General features: G+C 56.2%; 18 protein-coding genes. 14 read left to right on the top strand and 4 right to left on the bottom strand.

All coding sequences use genetic code 11. From position 1 onward, the window contains the following. Positions 1 to 4 precede the first annotated feature (4 nt). Entirely contained in the window at positions 5 to 487 is a 483-nt protein-coding gene (locus IFT53_RS11680; protein ID WP_042616674.1) for an MSMEG_0572/Sll0783 family nitrogen starvation response protein, read from the bottom strand. Between the two features lie 278 nt (positions 488 to 765). Between IFT53_RS11680 and IFT53_RS11675 the strand changes: the two genes are divergently transcribed. Then, positions 766 to 2136, top strand: coding sequence for an aminotransferase-like domain-containing protein (locus tag IFT53_RS11675; protein WP_192064843.1), 1371 nt, complete (start codon positions 766 to 768; stop codon positions 2134 to 2136). 111 nt (positions 2137 to 2247) lie between these two features. After that, complete coding sequence (locus IFT53_RS11670) at positions 2248 to 3555, top strand: cation:dicarboxylate symporter family transporter (RefSeq protein WP_192064842.1); 1308 nt, start codon at positions 2248 to 2250, stop codon at positions 3553 to 3555. Between the two features lie 12 nt (positions 3556 to 3567). Here the strand turns inward: IFT53_RS11670 and IFT53_RS11665 are convergent, their stop codons facing one another. Further along, positions 3568 to 4503, bottom strand: a complete 936-nt coding sequence (locus IFT53_RS11665) for a LysR family transcriptional regulator (RefSeq protein ID WP_192064841.1) — start codon at positions 4501 to 4503, stop codon at positions 3568 to 3570. A 141-nt stretch (positions 4504 to 4644) separates the two neighbouring features. Between IFT53_RS11665 and IFT53_RS11660 the strand changes: the two genes are divergently transcribed. The 5 genes from IFT53_RS11660 to IFT53_RS11640 all read left to right on the top strand — a co-directional run bounded on the left by IFT53_RS11660 (position 4645) and on the right by IFT53_RS11640 (position 9973). Next, positions 4645 to 5193 (top strand): carboxymuconolactone decarboxylase family protein, encoded by a 549-nt coding sequence (locus tag IFT53_RS11660; RefSeq protein WP_192064840.1) that lies wholly within the window; start codon positions 4645 to 4647, stop codon positions 5191 to 5193. A 52-nt stretch (positions 5194 to 5245) separates the two neighbouring features. Then, the gene (locus IFT53_RS11655) at positions 5246 to 6046 is read left to right on the top strand and encodes an SDR family NAD(P)-dependent oxidoreductase (RefSeq protein WP_192064839.1); all 801 of its coding nucleotides are present in this window, start codon (positions 5246 to 5248) and stop codon (positions 6044 to 6046) included. 11 nt (positions 6047 to 6057) lie between these two features. Beyond that, entirely contained in the window at positions 6058 to 6942 is an 885-nt protein-coding gene (locus IFT53_RS11650) for an amidohydrolase family protein (protein WP_244656291.1), read from the top strand. A gap of 115 nt (positions 6943 to 7057) precedes the next feature. Next, positions 7058 to 8194, top strand: a complete 1137-nt coding sequence (locus tag IFT53_RS11645; RefSeq protein WP_192064838.1) for an acyl-CoA dehydrogenase family protein — start codon at positions 7058 to 7060, stop codon at positions 8192 to 8194. A gap of 48 nt (positions 8195 to 8242) precedes the next feature. Beyond that, positions 8243 to 9973 carry an enoyl-CoA hydratase-related protein gene (locus tag IFT53_RS11640; RefSeq protein ID WP_192064837.1) on the top strand — a complete coding sequence of 577 codons (1731 nt, stop codon included), beginning with the start codon at positions 8243 to 8245 and terminating at the stop codon, positions 9971 to 9973. A 21-nt stretch (positions 9974 to 9994) separates the two neighbouring features. Here the strand turns inward: IFT53_RS11640 and IFT53_RS11635 are convergent, their stop codons facing one another. After that, on the bottom strand, positions 9995 to 10411 hold the full coding sequence (locus IFT53_RS11635) for a PaaI family thioesterase (protein WP_192064836.1): 417 nt from the start codon (positions 10409 to 10411) through the stop codon (positions 9995 to 9997). A gap of 172 nt (positions 10412 to 10583) precedes the next feature. Here IFT53_RS11635 and IFT53_RS11630 point away from each other — a divergent pair, with 172 nt between their 5' ends. From IFT53_RS11630 to IFT53_RS11620, 3 genes are all read left to right on the top strand, one after another. Next, positions 10584 to 11030 carry a tripartite tricarboxylate transporter TctB family protein gene (locus IFT53_RS11630; RefSeq protein ID WP_244656312.1) on the top strand — a complete coding sequence of 149 codons (447 nt, stop codon included), beginning with the start codon at positions 10584 to 10586 and terminating at the stop codon, positions 11028 to 11030. Then, positions 11030 to 12562, top strand: a complete 1533-nt coding sequence (locus tag IFT53_RS11625) for a tripartite tricarboxylate transporter permease (protein WP_192064834.1) — start codon at positions 11030 to 11032, stop codon at positions 12560 to 12562. Before IFT53_RS11630 ends, IFT53_RS11625 begins: the two co-directional genes overlap by 1 nt. Positions 12563 to 12623: 61 nt before the next feature. Further along, entirely contained in the window at positions 12624 to 13583 is a 960-nt protein-coding gene (locus tag IFT53_RS11620; protein ID WP_192064833.1) for a Bug family tripartite tricarboxylate transporter substrate binding protein, read from the top strand. Positions 13584 to 13656: 73 nt separating this feature from the next. Here the strand turns inward: IFT53_RS11620 and IFT53_RS11615 are convergent, their stop codons facing one another. Continuing rightward, entirely contained in the window at positions 13657 to 14631 is a 975-nt protein-coding gene (locus IFT53_RS11615) for a D-2-hydroxyacid dehydrogenase family protein (RefSeq protein ID WP_192064832.1), read from the bottom strand. Positions 14632 to 14791: 160 nt separating this feature from the next. Between IFT53_RS11615 and IFT53_RS11610 the strand changes: the two genes are divergently transcribed. The 4 genes from IFT53_RS11610 (at position 14792) to IFT53_RS11595 (ending at position 18630) form a co-directional block, all read left to right on the top strand. Further along, a complete protein-coding gene (locus IFT53_RS11610) occupies positions 14792 to 15745 on the top strand; it encodes a LysR substrate-binding domain-containing protein (RefSeq protein ID WP_192064831.1) in 954 nt (317 codons plus the stop codon). A gap of 75 nt (positions 15746 to 15820) precedes the next feature. Further along, positions 15821 to 16630, top strand: a complete 810-nt coding sequence (locus tag IFT53_RS11605; protein WP_192064830.1) for an SDR family NAD(P)-dependent oxidoreductase — start codon at positions 15821 to 15823, stop codon at positions 16628 to 16630. A gap of 28 nt (positions 16631 to 16658) precedes the next feature. Then, the gene (locus IFT53_RS11600) at positions 16659 to 18008 is read left to right on the top strand and encodes an MmgE/PrpD family protein (RefSeq protein WP_192064829.1); all 1350 of its coding nucleotides are present in this window, start codon (positions 16659 to 16661) and stop codon (positions 18006 to 18008) included. Between the two features lie 76 nt (positions 18009 to 18084). Next, entirely contained in the window at positions 18085 to 18630 is a 546-nt protein-coding gene (locus tag IFT53_RS11595) for a carboxymuconolactone decarboxylase family protein (RefSeq protein ID WP_192064828.1), read from the top strand. The last annotated feature ends 31 nt before the right edge of the window (positions 18631 to 18661 follow it).

Genomic DNA, 18661 nt, shown 5'->3' with positions numbered 1-18661 from the left:
TCGATTACACAGTCCAAGTATCAATGATCAGCGCGTTGGCCTTCTTGTGGATCAACACGCAGTCAAGCACGTCCTGCGGGAGGATGGGGATGATCCCGGGGATCAGCGATGGCTCGCCGTGACCGTAGAGCGCCTGAAGGGCAAAGCGACACGCGTAGATCTTGCCGCCTTCCTTCATGAAGCGTTCGAGGTTCTTGTTGAAATTCAGGTGGCCGGGAAATGCTTCGTCGCCAAGCTTGGGAAAACCACGCTGGATGCCAAGCGTAACGCCCGGGCCGTAAAGTAGAATAGAGGTTTCATAACCCTTACGCTGAAGGCGGATCGCGTTGAGGATATTGACGAGGCCGATAGAGCCTTCGAAAGCGACTGTGTGGAAGGTAACAAGCGCTTTTTCGCCCGGATCTGCCTTCACATCTTCAAAAACCTTGGACTCGTAATCCACGAAGAAATCGCCGTCCTTATGGGCTTCCTGCGTTACCTGAGGCATCTATCTCGCTCCTTGTTTGCGGTTTGGATGCTGAAGCGTACGACGAAAATTGTATGAATCAATAACAAGTGTAATATCCATACAATAAAAACTAAAACGGCTCATTGATTCTGCCGTAATGCAAAGATTTGATGCTGTTTGATGAGAAAATAGGCGCAATATGACGAAATATTGCGCGGTTTTTAAACTTGAAATGTGGCAAACATCTCGCTTGAAATTGCGTTCACTGATCCATACAATAGCAAACAATTTGAAACCGATGTGAGAATCCAAAGCCTATGCCGAGTTGGCCTCCAATATTAAAGCCGGATGGAAAGCCGCGATATCTGCAGATTGTGGATGCCATTGAAGCCGCCATAAAAAGCGGTGAATTTTCGCCGGGCGAGAGGCTTCCACCCCAACGCAAGCTGGCGGAGCGGCTGGGCATCGATTTTACAACCGTCACCCGCGCTTATGCTGAGGCGAATGCGAGGCGGTTGGTGGAAAGCCATGTCGGGCGTGGCACATTCGCTTGCGCTCCGGCTCATTCCCGCCATGAGGCGAACCCGCATCGTTCCCGGGATGAAGATCTGTCGATGAACATGCCGCCTGAACCGCAGGATGGTGAGCTCATTGCGCGGATGCAGGACGGCCTTCGCACGGTATCGGCCAATCTGATATCGCTGCTTCGATATCAATCAACGATTGGCGGCAATCAGGATAAGGCGGCAGCATCCTCCTGGCTTTCCAAAAGAGGAATGGTCCCAAGCCTCGAACGCATCGCCATCACGCCCGGTGCACATGCGACGATGACGGCCATATTGTCGACGATGACGCGGCAGGGTGACGTCATACTTTGCGAGGCGATCACCTATCCCGGTCTGCGGGCCATTGCGGCGCGCATGGGACTTCAGCTGGTCGGCATACCCATGGACAGTGCGGGCATTCTTCCCGACAAACTGGATGCCGCCATCCATCTCCATGAACCCAAGGCACTCTACCTCAATCCCACCGTCCAGAACCCCACGACAATAACGATACCGCAGGCGCGTCGCATGGAGATCGCCGAAGTGCTGATCCGGCATCGGCTGACCCTGATCGAGGACGATGCTTACGGCTTCATTCCTGCGTCGGCTCCAGCTCCATTCGCGACTATGGCACCCAATCTCACCTGGCACATCGGCGGGTTGGCCAAATGCCTCGGTGCCGGTCTGCGCCTTGCCTATACGGTCGCGCCAAGCGCCAAGGCTGCATATGCGCTCGCGCAAGCGCTGCGAGCCAGTGCGGTCATGCCCTCTCCGATTTGTATGGCCCTTGCAACGCGATGGATTGAGGACGGTACGGCGGACGCTATCCGCCGCTTTGTTCGCACGGAAAGTGCGGTTCGTCAGAAGATCGCCTCCGAGACGTTGAGAGGGTACGAGTTTCTAGGAGAGCCTGAGGCCTTTAACATCTGGCTGAAATTGCCGATGGGTGCCAGTCGAGCCGAGTTGATGGGCCGTATGGCAGGGCGTCATGTGGGATTGATGCCATCGGATGCCTTCACCGTCCTTGGCGCTCCGGATGAACATGTTAGAGTTTGCCTCGGGGGAACAGTGAGCCGCGAGGAACTTCAGGCAGGCCTCTCATTTATGGCCAACACACTCTCGGATATTGGCTGGATGGGCTGAATGGGGTGTCATGCCGAAACGGCATGGCTTGGCATGAGCCGATAGTATTGGACGGGAATATTCGCGCCCGTATGTTTTCTGGATGGCTAACAAGCCGGGAGGAGGCATATCATGCGATATTTAAAACAGCTTTATGTTCAAGTTATAATCGGGATTCTGGCAGGTATTGCCCTGGGCATTATTGCGCCGCAGACGGGTGTTGCCATGAAGCCCCTGGGAGACGCATTCATCGGCCTCCTGCGCATGATGCTTGCGCCCATCATTTTTTGTACCATCGTGCATGGCTTCACGCACATTGCCGACATGAAGCAGCTTGGTCGCCTTGCGCTCAAGTCAATTATATATTTTGAAGTGCTGACGACCATCGCGATGGGGATCGGCTTCGTTGCCGTCAATGTGTTCGAGCCCGGTGTCGGCCTGCACGCAACCAACCTCGTTGTTGGCGCGGATGTTACCAAGATTGCCGATAATGCATCGCATTTCACCGCTCTTGGTTTTTTCATGAGCATCATTCCATCGACGCTGGTTGACGCCTTTGCCAAGGGTGAAATTCTTCAGATTCTGTTGATCTCCGTCCTGACGGGCGCGGCACTCAGCATCGGTGGCGCAACAAAAAATTCGGCTCTTATCCGCGGTATTGGTGAGGCGCAGGATGTTCTCTTCCGCATCCTCGGCTTTATCATGAGGCTCGCACCCATCGGCGCGTTCGGTGCCATCGCGGCAGCAGTTGGTGCATTCGGGGCGGCAACGCTTCTTTATCTGGCAAAACTGGTCATCCTGTACTGGGCAACCTCGCTCTTCTTCGTCGTGGTGGTCCTTGGGCTCGTCATGGCCTCGATCAAACTATCGCTGTTCAAGGCGATCCGCATGATCCGCGATGAGCTTCTGCTTGTTCTTGGCACCGCGTCCAGTGAAGTGGTCCTCCCAAGAATCATGCGCAAGCTCGAGCGCGCCGGTTGTGATCGCTCCATCGTCGGCTTTGTCGTGCCGAGCGGCTACAGCTTCAACCTTGATGGCACGTCGATCTATATGGCAATTGCCGTTGCGTTTATCGCGCAGGCCACGGACACGCCGTTCTCGCTTGGACAACAACTGGCAGTTCTTGCCATCCTGCTTCTGACATCCAAGGGCGGCACCACAGTTGCTGGCGGCGCATTCATCAAACTTGCCGCAACGCTTCAGACCGTGAAGACCCTGCCGGTGAGTGGACTCGGGCTTCTGTTTGGCGTCGATCGATTGATGGCAACCTGCACCGCGCTGACCAATGTCGTTGGCAACACTGTGGCCACCATCTACATCGCGAACTGGGAAAAGTCCTTCGACCAGTCCAAGTGGGATGCGTATGACTTCCAGCAGACTGACGTGGAAGAGGAGCCTGACACAGTGCCTACGCCTGCGGCGACACACTCGCACGCATAAGAGTTGGCCATGTCATCTGTTCTCGAGAATTTTCGCATTGGCCCACTGTCCGGTCGAGACGAGGTGGGTGACATGCGCGCGGACAAGCCGCTCCAGCTCGGTTGTCAACCAGCGGGTCTTGTTCTCGGACGCCGTTGCGATTGCAACCGTGGAGAAGATGCGTGGTCTGTCGATAATGCGGACGGAGAGTTCTCCCCGTTCGACCTCGGCAGCGACGCCAGCATAGGTCTGGATTGTCGCTCCGGCACCATTTTTTACAAGGGCCTTGATCAAGGGAATGCTGTCGACCTCCAGCTTGACCGTGAGGCGGGTGTTGTTCTGGAGCGCCAATCGCTCCAGAAGCCTCCTGTTGCTGTGCGGAAGGCTGGGAAGGATCAGCGGCAATTGGGCAAGCTGGTTGAAGCCGATCACGCTATCATTGTCAAAGTCGGGGTTCGGCGCCGTTGCAAGAACCATCTGCTCCTGAAGCAGCGGTTTGAGCTGGATGCCGGCCATGGGTACAGGGTTGTGAAGGATGGCCATGTCTATGCGGCGGTCCAGCAACCATTCCTCAAGAGAACTGGTTATGCCTTCGCGGATACCAAGCGTTGCGTCCGGCCATCGCTGCGAAAAGATTTTATATATTTCTGGCACAATCAGCATGCCGGATGTTGGCGGAACGCCGAGCGAAATATTTCCCGCAAAGCTTCTGTCATCCGCCTTCACCAAAGTGATCGTTCTGGCAAAGTGATCGATAAGGTCCTCGGCCTCCGTCAGAAGCTTTGCGCCAGCTTCGGTGACTTCGACGCCCTTTCCGTGGCGCAGGAGAAGCCCGACGCCAAGTTCGTCCTCAAGCTTCTTGATTTGCCTGCTCAGCGCGGGTTGGGCAATGTTCAACAGCCCTGCGGCGGCGTTGAAGCTGCCTGCTCTCGCCACCTGCACGAAATATCGAAGTGTCCTGATGTCCATCTGTCGGTGACTTTCCAGAGAAATCGAGCATCTCGCCATCCGAGGCCATGGCTCGGATTTGCAGCCAAGGTCCGCTCAATATCGCGTCCGCCGTCCATCACGCAAGCGTCGATCGCCAAGACATCAAATGGAGGAAACCGAATGAGAATCCGTGATCTATCCCTGGACGACATGGACGAGGCGCAAAAACGTGTCGCGGAAGAGGCCGCATCTGGCAAGCGTGGCCGCATGCCAGCGCCTCTGCGCGCCTGGATCCACAGCCCGGAATTAGGCGAGCGGGCGCAAAAGCTCGGTGAGTTTTTGCGATATGACACAATTCTGGGGCCAATGCTTTCGGAGCTGGCAATCCTGCTGATCGCCCGGCACTGGACCTCTCATTACGAGTGGTACATCCACAAGCGCGAGGCATTGAAGGCGGGCGTGTCCCCTGATGTCGTAGACGCTATCGCGGCACGCAAGGCAGCGCCGATTGCCGATGAAAAGGCCGAGGCATTGCGCCTCTACGTCACAGAGCTTCTCGAAAAGAAAATCGTTTCGGCTGAAACGCACATGCTCGCTGTCGATCAACTGGGCGAACAGGGCGTCGTCGAGCTGGTGGGTCTGCTTGGCTACTACACGCTGGTTTCAATGACGCTGAACGCCTTTGAAATCATGCCGCCGGATGGTGAGCCGCTCGAGCTCGATCACTGACAACCACATCATGTCGTCATGGGCGACCTCAATGCGAAATGGGAGAAGAATTATGGCAGGACGTCTTCAAGACAAGGTAGCGATTATCACAGGTGCAGGCTGTGTCGGTCCCGGATGGGGCAATGGTCGCGCCGCATCGGTCAGGTTCGGTCGTGAAGGAGCAAAGATTTTCGCTGTCGACCTACGTGCGGAAACGATGGTTGAGACTGTCGAGCGGACAAAGGAGACAGGGGCCAGCATCGAAACGCATCTCTGCGATGTCACGAAGGACGACGAAGTGGAGGCCATGGTCCGCCGCTGTATCGAGGTTTTCGGTCGCGTGGATATTCTTATCAACAATGTGGGTGGCTCTTCACCCGGCGGTGCCGTCGCTCTTTCGGAGGAGAATTGGCACAAGCAGCTGGATTTCAACCTTAAGAGCGTGTTTTTGACCTGCAAGCATGTCATTCCCGAAATGGAGAAGGTCGGCGGCGGTGCCATCGTGAATACGGCGTCTACCTCCGGCATCCGCTATACCGGCGCGCCACAGGTTGCCTACGCTTCCAGCAAAGCGGCCATCATCCAGTTTTCCCGTGTCACAGCGGTGGAATATGCGAAGAAAAACATCCGCGTGAACACAGTCGTTCCCGGCCAGATGCACACGCCCATGGTGGAAGCACGGCTTGCCGGACAGCGTGCAGGCGGTGATGTGGATGCGCTGCTGCAGTCACGCGTCGCCCGTATTCCGCTCGGTTTCATGGGTGATGGCAGAGATACGGCCAATGCTGCGCTGTTTCTGGCATCCGATGAGGCCCGCTTCGTCACAGGCACCGAACTGATCGTCGATGGCGGCATGGTCGCGCGCTGCGATTAAGGAGAAATCTCTTGAACCAGACCACCCCCACCCCTGAGCCGCAGGGCTTGCCGCCAGTTTCCGAGGCTCGCCAGCCGCGTGTATCGCTGCCAGCCAACTCCTGCGATTCCCACTGCCATATCTATGGCCCTTTTAGCCGATTTCCCCTGCCGGCAGATCGAACCTTCACGCCGCATGAAGCGCCAGAAGCCAATCTGCGTCGTCTTCATGACCAACTTGGCATCGAGCGCGCCGTCATTGTTCACAGCCAGGGCCACGGCCATGACCATGAACCTATGCTGGCGGCGTTGCGAGAAAATCCCGATCGCTACAAAGGTGTCGCCGTCATCGATCCGGAAACTCACGGCCACAGGCTTGCCGAGTTCGATGAGGCCGGTGTGTGCGGTGTCCGTTTCAGCTTTGTCTCGCATTTGAAGAGGCCGGATATTGCGGGCGTCATGAATGTTGCCGATATGGTTCAACCTTATGGTTGGCATGCTGCGGTTCACGTCTCCGGCAAAGGCCTGATTGAGATGGAAAGTGTCATTCGCAATCTTCCTGTCCGGGTGGTGATCGATCACATGGCCCGCCCCGACATCGATAGCGTTGACTTTGCCGAGGTGGAGCGCACGCTTTTCAAATTGCTCGACACCGGGCGGTTCTGGCTCAAACTGAGTGGGGTGGAGCGTCTTTCCAAAAAAGCAGCGCCGTTTGACGACGTGCTGGACTATATGCGACGGCTGGTCCAGCACGCGCCGGAACGGCTCCTGTGGGGAACGGATTGGCCACATGTCAATCTTTCCGGCCCCATGCCTGATGATGGTGATCTTGTCGATGCGCTGGCAGATGTTGCGGGCGAGACGGCGCTTGCGCAAATTCTGGTCGAAACCCCCCGGAGTTTCTTCGGTTTCAGCTGATCTCTGTCGCCAGCGGCCATAATCAGATGTTTGGCTTGGCTTATGTAACGGAAGTTGTTGCGCTCGAAGAACTATCCCAAAACCTTCCAGATTGATTGGAAAAAGGTTGGGATAGATGCTCACAGAGGAACAGAACGGGCTTGTTGATGCGATCAAGCGATTTGCGCAGGCGGAACTCGCGCCGGGTGCTCTGGCGCGCGCGCATTCTCGGCAATACCCTTGGGATGTGGCTGAGAAACTGTCCGGCATGGGTCTTCTCGGCATCACTGTTGGTGCCGAAGATGGGGGCGTGGGTGGAACACTCATGGATGCCGTCCTCGCCATTCAAACCGTTGCAAGTGCCTGCCCGAAGAGTGCCGATATCGTACAGGCGGGGAATTTCGGCCCTATCCGCACCTTCGTGGAATATGCATCGCCGGAGCAGAAGCAGCGTTGGCTTTCGGACCTCATCGCTGGCCGGATGCTGATATCGCTGGGTATGAGCGAGCCTGATGCAGGTTCCGCAGTGACCGAACTGACGACATCCGCCAGGGAAGACGGTGACGATATCGTCATCAACGGCTCGAAAGTCTTTTCTACACACAGCCCGGATGCGAAGCTTTTCCTGATCTATGTCCGGTTTGGACCGGGTGTCGATGGAATCGGATCCGTGCTGATTGAGCGCGGAACGCCCGGATTTGTTGTTGGAGAGCGCTCTTCATTCATGAGTGGTGAGGAGTGGTGCCCTCTCTATTTCGATAATTGCCGCATACCGAAATCCAACATATTGCTCGGGCGAGGCGGGTTCAAACGCCAGATCGCCGGGTTCAACATCGAGCGCCTTGGCAATGCGTCACGCGCACTGGCACTTGGTCGATATGCATTTGAGACCGCCAAACAGCACGCGCTTGACCGCAAGCAGTTTGGCCGCCCGCTTTGCGATTTTCAGGGAATACAGTGGAAGTTTGCCGACATGGCAATGAAGCTGGAATCCGCACAGATGTTTCTGTATCGCGCTGCCAATATCCCGGATGGTGAGCTTCCGAGCGCGCAGGATACCGCGATGGCAAAGCTTGCCTGCAATCTGGCCGGTTGGGAAGTTTCCAATGAAGCGATGCAGGTCATGGGCGGCTACGGCTATTCGACCGAGAGCCTCGTTGAATATTGCGTCAAGCGAACGCGAGGCTGGATGATTGCTGGCGGCTCCATCGAGATGATGAAGAACAGAATAGCCGAACATGTCTTCGAAAGACGTTTCGACCAGCGCAAATAATGGCCGCGTAAGCTGCACAGCGTCCATCTTTCAAAAAAGGATTGCCTGATGATCAAGGTTCGTCTCGAACGTGAGGGAGACATTGGTGTTATTGTCATAGACAACCCGCCGGTCAACGCAGGTTCTGCGGCGGTCCGGCAGGGATTGCTAAACTGTATCGCAAGCGTCGATGCTGACCCTTCCCTCATAGCAGGCGTTCTCATCGGCTCTGGGAACACCTTTATTTCAGGTTCTGACCTCAAGGAATTCGATCTTCCGCTGGACCCGCCGCAATTGCCCCACGTCATAGAAGCCATCGAGCACAGCGCCAAGCCGTGGATAGCGGCCCTGCACGGTGCGGCGTTGGGCGGTGGCTTTGAGCTGGCACTAGGCTGCGATATGCGTGTCGCGCACCCGGGTACGATGGTCGGGCTGCCTGAATGCGGGCTCGGCATGATCCCCGGTGCTGGGGGCATTCAGCGGTTGACGCGGCTGATCGGGCGAATTCGCGCTATCGAACTCATAACCTCATCGCGCCGGATCGAAGCGTCTGAGGCCGCAGCACTGGGGATGATCGATGAGATCGTGACAGGCGATCTGCGGCTCGCCGCGATCACGGCAGCAAAAGCCCTCAATAACAAACGCCGGCTGGTTGAAAAGCCTGTGTTACCGGAACATGAGGCGGACATCTTTGCCGCCGAGGAACTGGCCGTGGCTACCGGGCGTCGACGGCCTCACATTCTGTCCGCCATTCGCCATATCGAAGCTGTCGGCAATCTTCCCTTTAACGAAGGTCTTATGGCCGAAAGAGAGGATTTCCAGAAGTTTCGAACGTCTCCCGATGCTCGCGCATATCGCCATGTCTTTTTCGCGGAGAGAGCGGCCGGGCGAGTGCATACCGAATTCAAAGCCAAGATGCCGTCGAGGCTTGGGATTGTTGGTGCTTGCGAGGCTGCCTGTGCTATCGCGTTGGCAGGTATCCTCGCCGGACGGCATGTGACGATTTTCGATACGGATCGAAAGTCTCTCAAAGCATCCATCGACGTCGGGCTTCGTGAAAAAGTCAACGAAGGTTCTCTGTCTGTCGCAAATGCTCAAGCTGCCAGGGACCGCCTATCAGTGGAGAGCGATATCGGTGGTCTGTCCAAGTGCGAAAGTGTGATTACGGCGATAGACGAAAGCAGCGTCGCCGGAACATCAGTGCTTTCACGCACCGGATCGCGGTTATTTTCCCTTACCCTTGCTCCCGAAAGCTCTGTTGACCTTCATTTCATCAACCCATGGGACCGCGATAGTGCTGTTGAAGTCATCAAAACGGAGACAAGCTCGGCGTCTTCGCTGGCGCAGGGCGTCGCTTTTGCACGGGCGTGCGGCTACAAAGCTGTCATCGCCGGGAATGCCCCCGGCTTCATCGGTCAGCGTGTTCATGCAGCTTACCGCAATGCCTGCGATACAATGGCGGCTGAAGGCGTATCCGCGCTAAAAATCAATGAAGCGCTCATAGCTTTCGGCTTTGCCGATGGACCATTGACTGTGAATGGTGAGCGCTTTGCTGAGGTGGATTTGGAAATCTCTGAAGCCAAGCTCACCGTGCGCGACATACAGCGCGCGGCGCTCGCGGCCATGGTGCGCGAAGCTGAACGCGTTATGGAGGAAGGCATTGCAGAAACACCAGGCGATGTAGATGTCGTCATGGTCAATGGCTTCGGATTTCCCCGCTGGCTGGGTGGCCCGCTCTATTGGGCCACCAGCGATGCAGGGCAAGATATCCTTCGGCCATGCGTTCTTAAAAGTGCCTAGCCTGTTGAAATTCTGAAGGTTTCAGCTCTCTGATCGAGAGGAGATCCGCCATACGCCATGCGCGTGCATGATGGGAGTTTCGCCATGGAAAAGGGTTCCGTCAACGAAGGATGTGCGGCCACTTGCTCTGGATATTCGAGGGGTCACAGTGGCGAACTGGCCGATCTCCATCGGGGTCATGAACTGGTGGCTGAGGCTGATCGTTGCAGCCCGGGTGGCACCTGATGTGAGGCGTGACGTCATTCCGAAGGCGCGGTCCATGAAGGTCATTAACATGCCGCCATGAACAACGCCGTTGCGGTTGGCATGGCGTTCTTCCGCGATAAACCCGAACTCCTTTTTACCATTTGTATCCCGGATCCATACGCCTCCCAGATAAGCAATAAATCCCTCGGATGGATCGTGAATCCATCCTGCATCCATCAGGTCTTTGATCAAAACAGCAGCCTCCTATCCACTCACTCTTCCAGAAGATCACGCGGGACGAAAAAGTTAGACTGACATTTGGTTATGCAGACATGCCCTTTTTGCAAGTTGAATGTCGGCGGCGCATTCCTCATCAATGCAAGACCGTGGAGGGTTACGTAACGAAGAGGAGGAGCGTCACGTGATGAATATGGATAGGCGAGAATTCGCCGGAGGACTATTCTTGCTGGCGCTTGGGGTGGCGTTTGCTGCCTATGCTGCATTGCATTATTCGACAGGGACGGTGACCAGAATGGGGCCGGGCATGATACCTGTTGCCCTTGGAGGTCTGCTGGCGGTCTTCGGAACGGTCATCGCAATCGGTGCTTTTTTCCGCATTGCAGAGCCGACTGAAATTCGCTGGATCGTGCCCATTATCGTGCTCGGCAGCGTTCTCGTCTTCGGCGCTTTGATCAAGCCTTTCGGCCTCATTCCTGCTGTCGCTGGCAGCGCAATCGTTGCCACCTTTGCCGAAGAGAAATTTCGCCCACTTTTTAGCCTGACGCTGGCCGTCGTGCTGTGTGTCATGGCCTGGCTGATTTTCATTGTTGGTCTCCAGCTTCCCATTCCTCTGATTGACTGGTCGCTGTGATGGATCTGCTTTCAAATCTTGCACTCGGTCTTGAGACCGCGTTGACGCCTGTCAATTTGCTGTATTGCTTTATCGGCGTGTTCCTGGGAACGCTCGTGGGTGTATTGCCCGGCATCGGTGCCCTTGCAGCGATCTCCATGCTGTTTCCGCTGACATTTCATCTGGAGCCGACGACCGCGCTGATCATGCTTGCGGGCATTTATTATGGCACGGCCTATGGCGGCAGCACGGCATCCATTCTGTTGAACATTCCGGGCGGCACGTCCAGCGCCGTCACCTGCCTCGATGGCTACCCGATGGCCAAGCAGGGAAGAGCCGGTGTTGCGCTGGCGATGACGGCCATCGGTTCGTTCTATGGTGGGATTTACGGGATCATCGTGCTCAGCGTCTTCTCGCCACTTATTGCCGGATGGGCTCTTTCGTTCGGCTCGGCAGAATATTTTGCTATGATGGTTCTTGGTCTTGTCTCGGCATCGGCCATTTCAGACGGCTCGGTCGTCAAAGGGCTTGCCATGGTCGTGCTGGGCATCCTGCTTGCGACTGTCGGCATGGATCCGCAGAGCGGTTCGGAACGCTTTACGTTCGGCTCTCTCGATGTGCTGGATGGTCTCAGCATCAGTGCGCTCGCCATGGGGTTGTTCGGCATTACGGAAATCATGATTTCCGTTCGCAAAACGGATACGTCCAGCCTCAATCCAAAAGCCTTCAACATGCGCTCGATGATGCCGACGCGTGACGATATCCGGCAATCATGGGGTCCTATGTTCCGCAGTTCGACAATCGGATCGTTCTTCGGGGCTTTGCCTGGCACCGGCCCGTCCGTTGCGTCCTTCGTGGCTTATGCCGTGGAAAAGCGCATCTCCAAAACGCCGGAGCGTTTTGGTAAGGGTGCAATCGAGGGTGTTATCGCTCCCGAAACCGCAAATAATGCCGCGGACCAGACGGGCTTTATCCCGACCCTTTCGCTCGGCATCCCCGGTAGCGCCACGATGGCGCTGATGATCGGCGCGCTGATGGTGCATGGCATCCATCCCGGCCCGAAGCTCATCAGCGAGCAGCCAAGCCTCTTCTGGGGTCTCGTTATGAGCTTCTGGATCGGCAATGTGCTCCTCGTCATCCTCAATCTGCCCTTGATCGGTCTTTGGGTTCGACTGCTTTCTGTTCCCTACAAGATGCTGTACCCGGCAATCGTCATGTTCGTCTGCATCGGCGCCTACAGCGTTCAATACAGTGCCTTCGACGTCATGGTCGTTTGCGGCTTTGGTTTCCTTGGATATGTCATGCGCATATTCGGTTTCCCCGCCGCGCCGCTTTTGCTTGGCTTCGTTCTTGGGCCTTTGATCGAGCAGCACTTCCGCCGCGCCATGGTTCTGGCAAGAGGTGACATCACGCACCTCGTCGAGCGCCCTATTACAGGCATCATCCTCGCAATCACCGCAGCCATTCTGATCTGGAACGTGATTGCGGCGCTTCGTCAGCGAAAGAGGGAAAAGCTTCGTTTCGAAACTCTCGCCACGGAGGGGCGGGAGTGAAAAATCGGCCGGGCCGTTCAATCGGCCCTGCCATCATCAAATGAAAAGGGAGGAAAAACGAATGAAATTTAAATTTATAAAGCTCGCATTGCTGGGTCTCGTCGCTGCTGCTGGTACAGCCGTGGCTGATGACTTTCCAAACAAGACCGTTACGATCATCATCCCCTATGGCGGCGGCGGCTCCACCGACCTTATCGCCCGCCAGTTGGCGCATGAGCTGAACCAGATTTGGGGTCAGCCGGTGATCGTTGAAAACCGCCCGGGTGCCGGATCGATGATCGGCACGGCCTTCCTTTCGAAGTCAAAGCCGGACGGATACACATTGCTTGTGAACACGGCTGCACATGCCGCCGCTCCCGCTGTGCAGAAATCCTTGCCGTTCAACCCCAGAACCGACATCACGCCAATCGGCATGGTCGCGACCAGCCCCTATATGGCCGTGGCAGGGGCAAATGTGAAGTCCAGCAACTTCGCCGACTTCCTGAAGGAAGCGAAAGAGCGGCCCATGTTCTTCTCCACAGCGGGTGTGGGAAGTTCGAGCCACTTTGCTGCTGAACTGTTGATGCAGCAGGGCAATATTCCGGGTGATGTGGTTCATTTTGCTGGCGGCGGTGAAGCGCAGGTCAACCTGATGGGCGGTCATGCCGATGTCTATATCAGCAACACCGCAAGCGTGATGCCATATGTAAACAACGGTCAGGTGAAGCCACTAGTTATCCTTGGGCCAGACCGCTACGACGCATTGCCAGATGTGCAGTCCAGCGGCGAAAACGGCGTCACGGGCATTGAGATCGATGGCTGGAATGGTCTGTTTGGCCCCGGCAACATGGATCCCAAACTCGTTGAGAAGATCAACGCCGATATGCACAAGGCACTGGAGAAGGACAGTTTCAAACAAGTCCTAGCAGACAATTTCGTTCAGCCCGGCTCCGGGTCGGCAACGGAATTCAAAGCGCAGATCGAAAAGGAAATGGACCTCTGGGTGAAGTTGGCGCAGGAGCGCAGCATCGTCGCGCAATGACATCAATCAAACGTAAGCGCCCGGCTTTCCGGGCGCTTACGGGCATTTTAGCGCCTGTCCTTTGGCGCATAGCCTAGGTGACAGACGTGCCGTCGAGCCAGTTTTCCAGATGCTCGACAGTTTCCTTGTAGAAGCTTTCGAATGTCTCACGGACCGAATAGCCGAGATGTGGCGTCAGCAAGACATTGTCGATTTCCCGTAACGCATGAATGGCAGGCAGGGGTTCATGATCGAAAACATCGATACCAGCCGCCCCCAGACGCCGCTCTTTCAACGCGGCGATCAGCGCTTGTTGATCGATGAGCGGTCCGCGCGCCGTGTTGATGAGGATCGCTTCCGGTTTCATTTTCGAGATGGCATCCGCATCGATAATGCCGCGTGTGCTTTCGCCAAGCACAAGATGAAGGCTGACCACGTCAGACTGCTGCAGAAGATCGTCGCGGGAGGAAAAGACAGCGCCTCCGGCCTCGGTGCGCTCGGCAGTAAGGTTGGGGCTCCAGGCCAGAGCAGTCATGCCGAATGCCTTTGCGACATGGGCCATGCGGCTTCCCAGCCGTCCAAGCCCGATGATACCGATCGTCTTGCCGTAGAGGCTGCTGCCAAGCCTGCTCTGCCACTCTCCGCACTTCATCGCCGCAGATTCCTGCGGAATATGGCGCATGAGAGAAATGATGAGGCCCCATGCCAGCTCGACGGTCGCGTATTGCCCGTTGCCGCTGCCCGTCGTGGACATCACGCTGATGCCGAGCTTTTCAGCAGCGTCGTAGGCCAGGGTACGGTTGTGTCGGCCGGTTGCGATGATTGCACGAAGATTGGGCAAAGAATGAAGCAAATCGGATGGGATTGCGGTTCGTTCTCGCAAGAGACAAATCGCGTCATACTCGGCAAGCTCCGTGGCCGGGTCCGTCAATGGTCGCGTCAGGAACCTGATGTCCGCCCTTTGTTGCAGCGTCCTCCAATCCGCGAGTTGGTGGGCGACACCCATATAGTCGTCCAGAACGGCGATCTTGGCCGGCCGATCCACTGGAGCCCTGCGAAGCTGTGTCATCGGAGAGTTTCCTTCCGCATGAGAGAATTGAGACGCATGACGCCTTGGTTGAGGCGACGGACCTTCCAAAACAAGCCTGCTGTCAGCTCATCGCTCACAAATGGCAGGGTGCCGTGCAAAGTTCCACTGCCCAATCGTTGCTCTAGGGAAACCTGACATTATGCATTTGAGGCGACTTAACTTACCGCTCAACCCGCTGCGCGCTTTCGCAGTCGCTTGCCGACACAAGACATTTACCGCCGCGGCACGAGAGCTTGGCGTCAGTCAGGTCGCAGTCAGTCGGCAGATTTCGATATTGGAGAATTATCTGAACGTCAGCCTGTTTGAACGGGGAACGCGTTCTGCCAAACTGACCGAAGTGGGGCGTGCCTTTGGTCAGGAAATATCGGGTCTGTTCGATGAAATCGAAATGGCCACCCAGCGCATCATCAATCAGGAGACAGACAGCACCATCAATCTGCGAATTTACCCGACATTCGCAAATTATTGGCTGATGTCTCGGCTGGTGGATTTTACGGCGAAATTCCCAGACATTCGAATACGCTTCGATACGCGTGTGGAGCCGCTCGATTTCCGCGGCACCCATCTCGACGTTGCTGTCCAGCTCGGCTCCGGAAACTGGCGTGATTCACGATGCCGTAAGCTGTTCGATGAGGAAATCGATGTCGTCTGCAGCGAGCGCTATCTTGAGACCGTCGGCCCGCTCGCGCAGCCCGACGACATCGCCCATTGCAACCTGATCCACTCACGTTATCGCCGAAGGGCCTGGGATCAATGGGCCGAAGCGCTCAATGTCGATTTGGCACATCATCAACGCATGGAGTTCGATAGTTCTCTCCTGACGTTTTCGGCAGCGGAAAAGGGGTTCGGGATGGCGCTGGGGCAGATCGGCATCATCGATGAGGCGATTGCGGAAAAGCGTCTGGTTCGTCCGCTGAACAGGCCTGTTCCCACCGGATCCGCGTTTTACGTTGTCTGGCCCACAAGTGTCTCCGTTAACGTGAAGACCAAGCGCTTTATCGACTGGCTGTTGGAACAGGTCGGCGAGGTGCCAGAGTTTTTCTCGGCGCGTAACATGGATGACCATGCGGGCCGGCCGCGATTGCAAAGGTAACGCTGCACCGGCCTGACTAAACATCAGGCAAACACATGGGTGCCCCCTGATACCCTTCCCTTGAGGAAGACTAGCATGGAGGAGGAAGTTTTGGGCGGGAGATTGAGCGGTAAGATTGCGGTGATTGTCGGGGCGGGGCAGCAGCCCGGTTCCAGCATGGGGAATGGGCGGGCTACGGCGATCCGGTTTTCGCAGGAAGGCGCGACATGTCTGCTTGTAGATAGAAACGCTGAGTGGGCTGAAGAGACGCGCCAATCGCTTGCCATGGATGACCGCTCCACCGTTTTCGAAGCCGATGTGACCGACGAAGAGGCGTGTAAGCGGCTGATCGAGGTCGCAGTCGAGCGCTATGGTCGCATCGACATTCTGCATAACAATATTGGAACATCGACCGGGGATCGTGCGACACCGGATCTTGCCATTGAAGACTGGGACCGGATCATGACGGTCAATCTCAAGAGCATGTTCATGACCTGCAAACATGCGCTTCCCATCATGCGTGCGCAAAAAGCCGGGTCGGTCATCAATATTTCATCGACATCCTCGCTTTCGAAGCGCCCCACGGTTGCCTACAAGACCTCCAAGGGCGCCATCAATACGTTCACCCAGCATATCGCTGCTGAGAACGCAGGTTTTGGCGTGCGGGCAAATGTCATCGTTCCGGGACTGATCGATACGCCCATGGCCATTGAGCGGCGGGTGAGAGAGACCGGACGAACGCATGATGAGATCAGGGCAGAGAGAGACGGTCTTGTCCCTATCGGTTACATGGGAAGCGCATGGGACGTAGCGCATGCTGCCGTTTATCTCGCCTCCGATGAAGCAAAATATGTCACAGGGGTTCTTCTACCCGTGGACGGTGGTCTTCTTCTCAAAAGAGGCTAGGCAGGAAGCAGGGTGTGGAGACAAGATAATGACGATCAACCCCTTGATAGTCTTGGCAGAGGCGGCGGCTACATGGAATGAAAAGCCGCTTGATGGTGATGTTGAACACCACGCAAGACGTGCTGTGCTTGACTGGTTTGCAGCACTTATTCCTGGCTGCCGTGAAGGTCCCGCACCGCTGTTGGCCAAAGCCCTTGTTTCCCAGCGGGGTCAAGGCAATGCCATATGTTACGTTGACGGTCTTGCAAGTTCGGCACGACATGCCGCCCTTCTCAATGGAGCGGCAAGCCACACGGTTGAATTCGATGATATCTATCGTGATGGCGGTTATCATCCCGGCAGCCCGACCATTTCAGCGGCGCTGGCCGTCGCGCAGGACGTCGGCGCGACCTATCAGCAGTTCCTGAGAGCGGTTATTGGCGGCTTCGAAGTCGGGTGCCGCATCGCGCTGGCACTGCAACCGAGCCATTATCGCAACTGGCATATCACGGGTACAGTCGGCACGATCGGTGCTGCCGTGGCCACGGTTATGTTGAAAGGTGGGTCAGCAGAAACCATCGCGCACGCTATTGCGATCTCCACCAGCTTTGCTGGCGGGCATCAGGAAAACCTGCAGGGTGAAGGGCTGACCAAGCCATTGCATAGCGGTCACGCTGCGGATGCCGGTGTTCTCGCGGGCCTCTCTGCCGCTGCCGGAATCACAGGCTCACTCAACAGCCTGCATGCTCCTCACGGCTATGCCGCTGCCACCAGTGATGACAGAGGCAATTGGGACGCAGCGCTTGAAGGGCTTGGAGAGTGGACGCCAATCACGAGGATGACCTTCAAGAACCACGGCTGCTGCGGCCATATCTTTCCAACACTCGACGGATTGTCGATCCTGAAGGACACGTACGTCTTCTCCCTTGATGATATCAAGCACATCCATGTCTTGGGTTACGCAGCGACGAAGTCGATCTGTGATCGAATGCAGGTGGAAAGCGCGCGCGATGCTCGGTTCAGCTTGCAATATTGCGTCTCTGCACTCCTCGTCACCGGCAAGGTACGATTGGCTGCCTTCACGGAAAAAACGCTTGGCGATCCGGCTATCAGGCAGTTCATGAACCGCATTACGGTGACAACTGACGATGAGATTGCAGCACGTTACCCACGTCTGCGCCAGGCAAAAATCCGGGTGGAACTGCAAGATGGTCGGTTACTAGAGCACTATCAGGAAACCCGTAAGGGAGATCCGGAAAATCCGCTGTCCGATGGTGAACTCTCCGATAAATTCATGGAGTTGACTGCGTCTCTTGGCGTGGAAGTGCAGACAGCGTTGAAAGAAAACGTATTGCACGGTGACAAGTTGTTGACAGATATTGCTTTTCTGAAAGCTTAGCCGCCTAGCTGCGGGCAGACCGAATTTCTATCTGCAACAGATATCTGCAACTCGTTTTATCTCTGGAGGCCATGATATGCGACTGAATCCACCTCGCCCAGATGATTATAGCGAAGAGCAACAGACCGTCCACGACGAGATTTTGCAGGGGCCACGCGGCAGGGTAAGAGGCCCGCTGGCGCTGTGGCTGCACAGGCCACAACTGGCCCGGCATGCGCAAGCGCTGGGCGAATATTGCCGTTATGGCTCGTCCCTTCCGCCGATGCTTTCTGAAATCGCCGTTTTGGCACTGGCCAGCATCTGGCGGGCAGAGCTTCCCTGGTATTCCCATCAGAAGGATGCGGTTGACCATGGCGTCGACGTCTCCGTGATTGAGGCACTGAGGCGTGATGAGGAGCCGGACTTCAAGGACGAAGCAGCCCTGGCAGTTTACCGGGTCGTGACCGAACTGGTGAAAGATCGCGTCTTGTCTGAGCAAACCTATCATTCAGCCCTCGGCCTTATCGGCAAGGATGGGATGGTCGATCTCATCGGCATCATTGGCTACTACACTATGATTGCCATGACCGTGACCGCTTTCGATCTTCCATTGCCAGACGGCGTGAGCAAGCAATTTGCTTAGGTTCTGCACGAAAACACCTACCTCCATTGAA

The sequence above is a fragment of the Rhizobium sp. CFBP 13644 genome, from assembly GCF_014842165.1.
GTDB lineage: Bacteria > Pseudomonadota > Alphaproteobacteria > Rhizobiales > Rhizobiaceae > Agrobacterium > Agrobacterium tumefaciens_C.
Note: the sequence above shows the minus strand (reverse complement) of the source record. Positions and strands in the feature narration are given on the sequence as shown.

Bases quoted from the DNA above. Each gene is read 5' to 3' on its own strand.
- IFT53_RS11655 (WP_192064839.1), top strand. From the start codon at position 5,246: ATGGCAGGACGTCTTCAAGACAAGGTAGCGATTATCACAGGTGCAGGC.
- IFT53_RS11675 (WP_192064843.1), top strand. From the start codon at position 766: ATGCCGAGTTGGCCTCCAATATTAAAGCCGGATGGAAAGCCGCGATAT.
- IFT53_RS11620 (WP_192064833.1), top strand. From the start codon at position 12,624: ATGAAATTTAAATTTATAAAGCTCGCATTGCTGGGTCTCGTCGCTGCT.
- IFT53_RS11640 (WP_192064837.1), top strand. From the start codon at position 8,243: ATGATCAAGGTTCGTCTCGAACGTGAGGGAGACATTGGTGTTATTGTC.
- IFT53_RS11595 (WP_192064828.1), top strand. From the start codon at position 18,085: ATGCGACTGAATCCACCTCGCCCAGATGATTATAGCGAAGAGCAACAG.
- IFT53_RS11670 (WP_192064842.1), top strand. From the start codon at position 2,248: ATGCGATATTTAAAACAGCTTTATGTTCAAGTTATAATCGGGATTCTG.
- IFT53_RS11625 (WP_192064834.1), top strand. From the start codon at position 11,030: ATGGATCTGCTTTCAAATCTTGCACTCGGTCTTGAGACCGCGTTGACG.
- IFT53_RS11605 (WP_192064830.1), top strand. From the start codon at position 15,821: ATGGAGGAGGAAGTTTTGGGCGGGAGATTGAGCGGTAAGATTGCGGTG.
- IFT53_RS11680 (WP_042616674.1), bottom strand. From the start codon at position 487: ATGCCTCAGGTAACGCAGGAAGCCCATAAGGACGGCGATTTCTTCGTG.
- IFT53_RS11600 (WP_192064829.1), top strand. From the start codon at position 16,659: ATGACGATCAACCCCTTGATAGTCTTGGCAGAGGCGGCGGCTACATGG.
- IFT53_RS11615 (WP_192064832.1), bottom strand. From the start codon at position 14,631: ATGACACAGCTTCGCAGGGCTCCAGTGGATCGGCCGGCCAAGATCGCC.
- IFT53_RS11630 (WP_244656312.1), top strand. From the start codon at position 10,584: ATGAATATGGATAGGCGAGAATTCGCCGGAGGACTATTCTTGCTGGCG.
- IFT53_RS11645 (WP_192064838.1), top strand. From the start codon at position 7,058: ATGCTCACAGAGGAACAGAACGGGCTTGTTGATGCGATCAAGCGATTT.
- IFT53_RS11660 (WP_192064840.1), top strand. From the start codon at position 4,645: ATGAGAATCCGTGATCTATCCCTGGACGACATGGACGAGGCGCAAAAA.
- IFT53_RS11610 (WP_192064831.1), top strand. From the start codon at position 14,792: ATGCATTTGAGGCGACTTAACTTACCGCTCAACCCGCTGCGCGCTTTC.
- IFT53_RS11665 (WP_192064841.1), bottom strand. From the start codon at position 4,503: ATGGACATCAGGACACTTCGATATTTCGTGCAGGTGGCGAGAGCAGGC.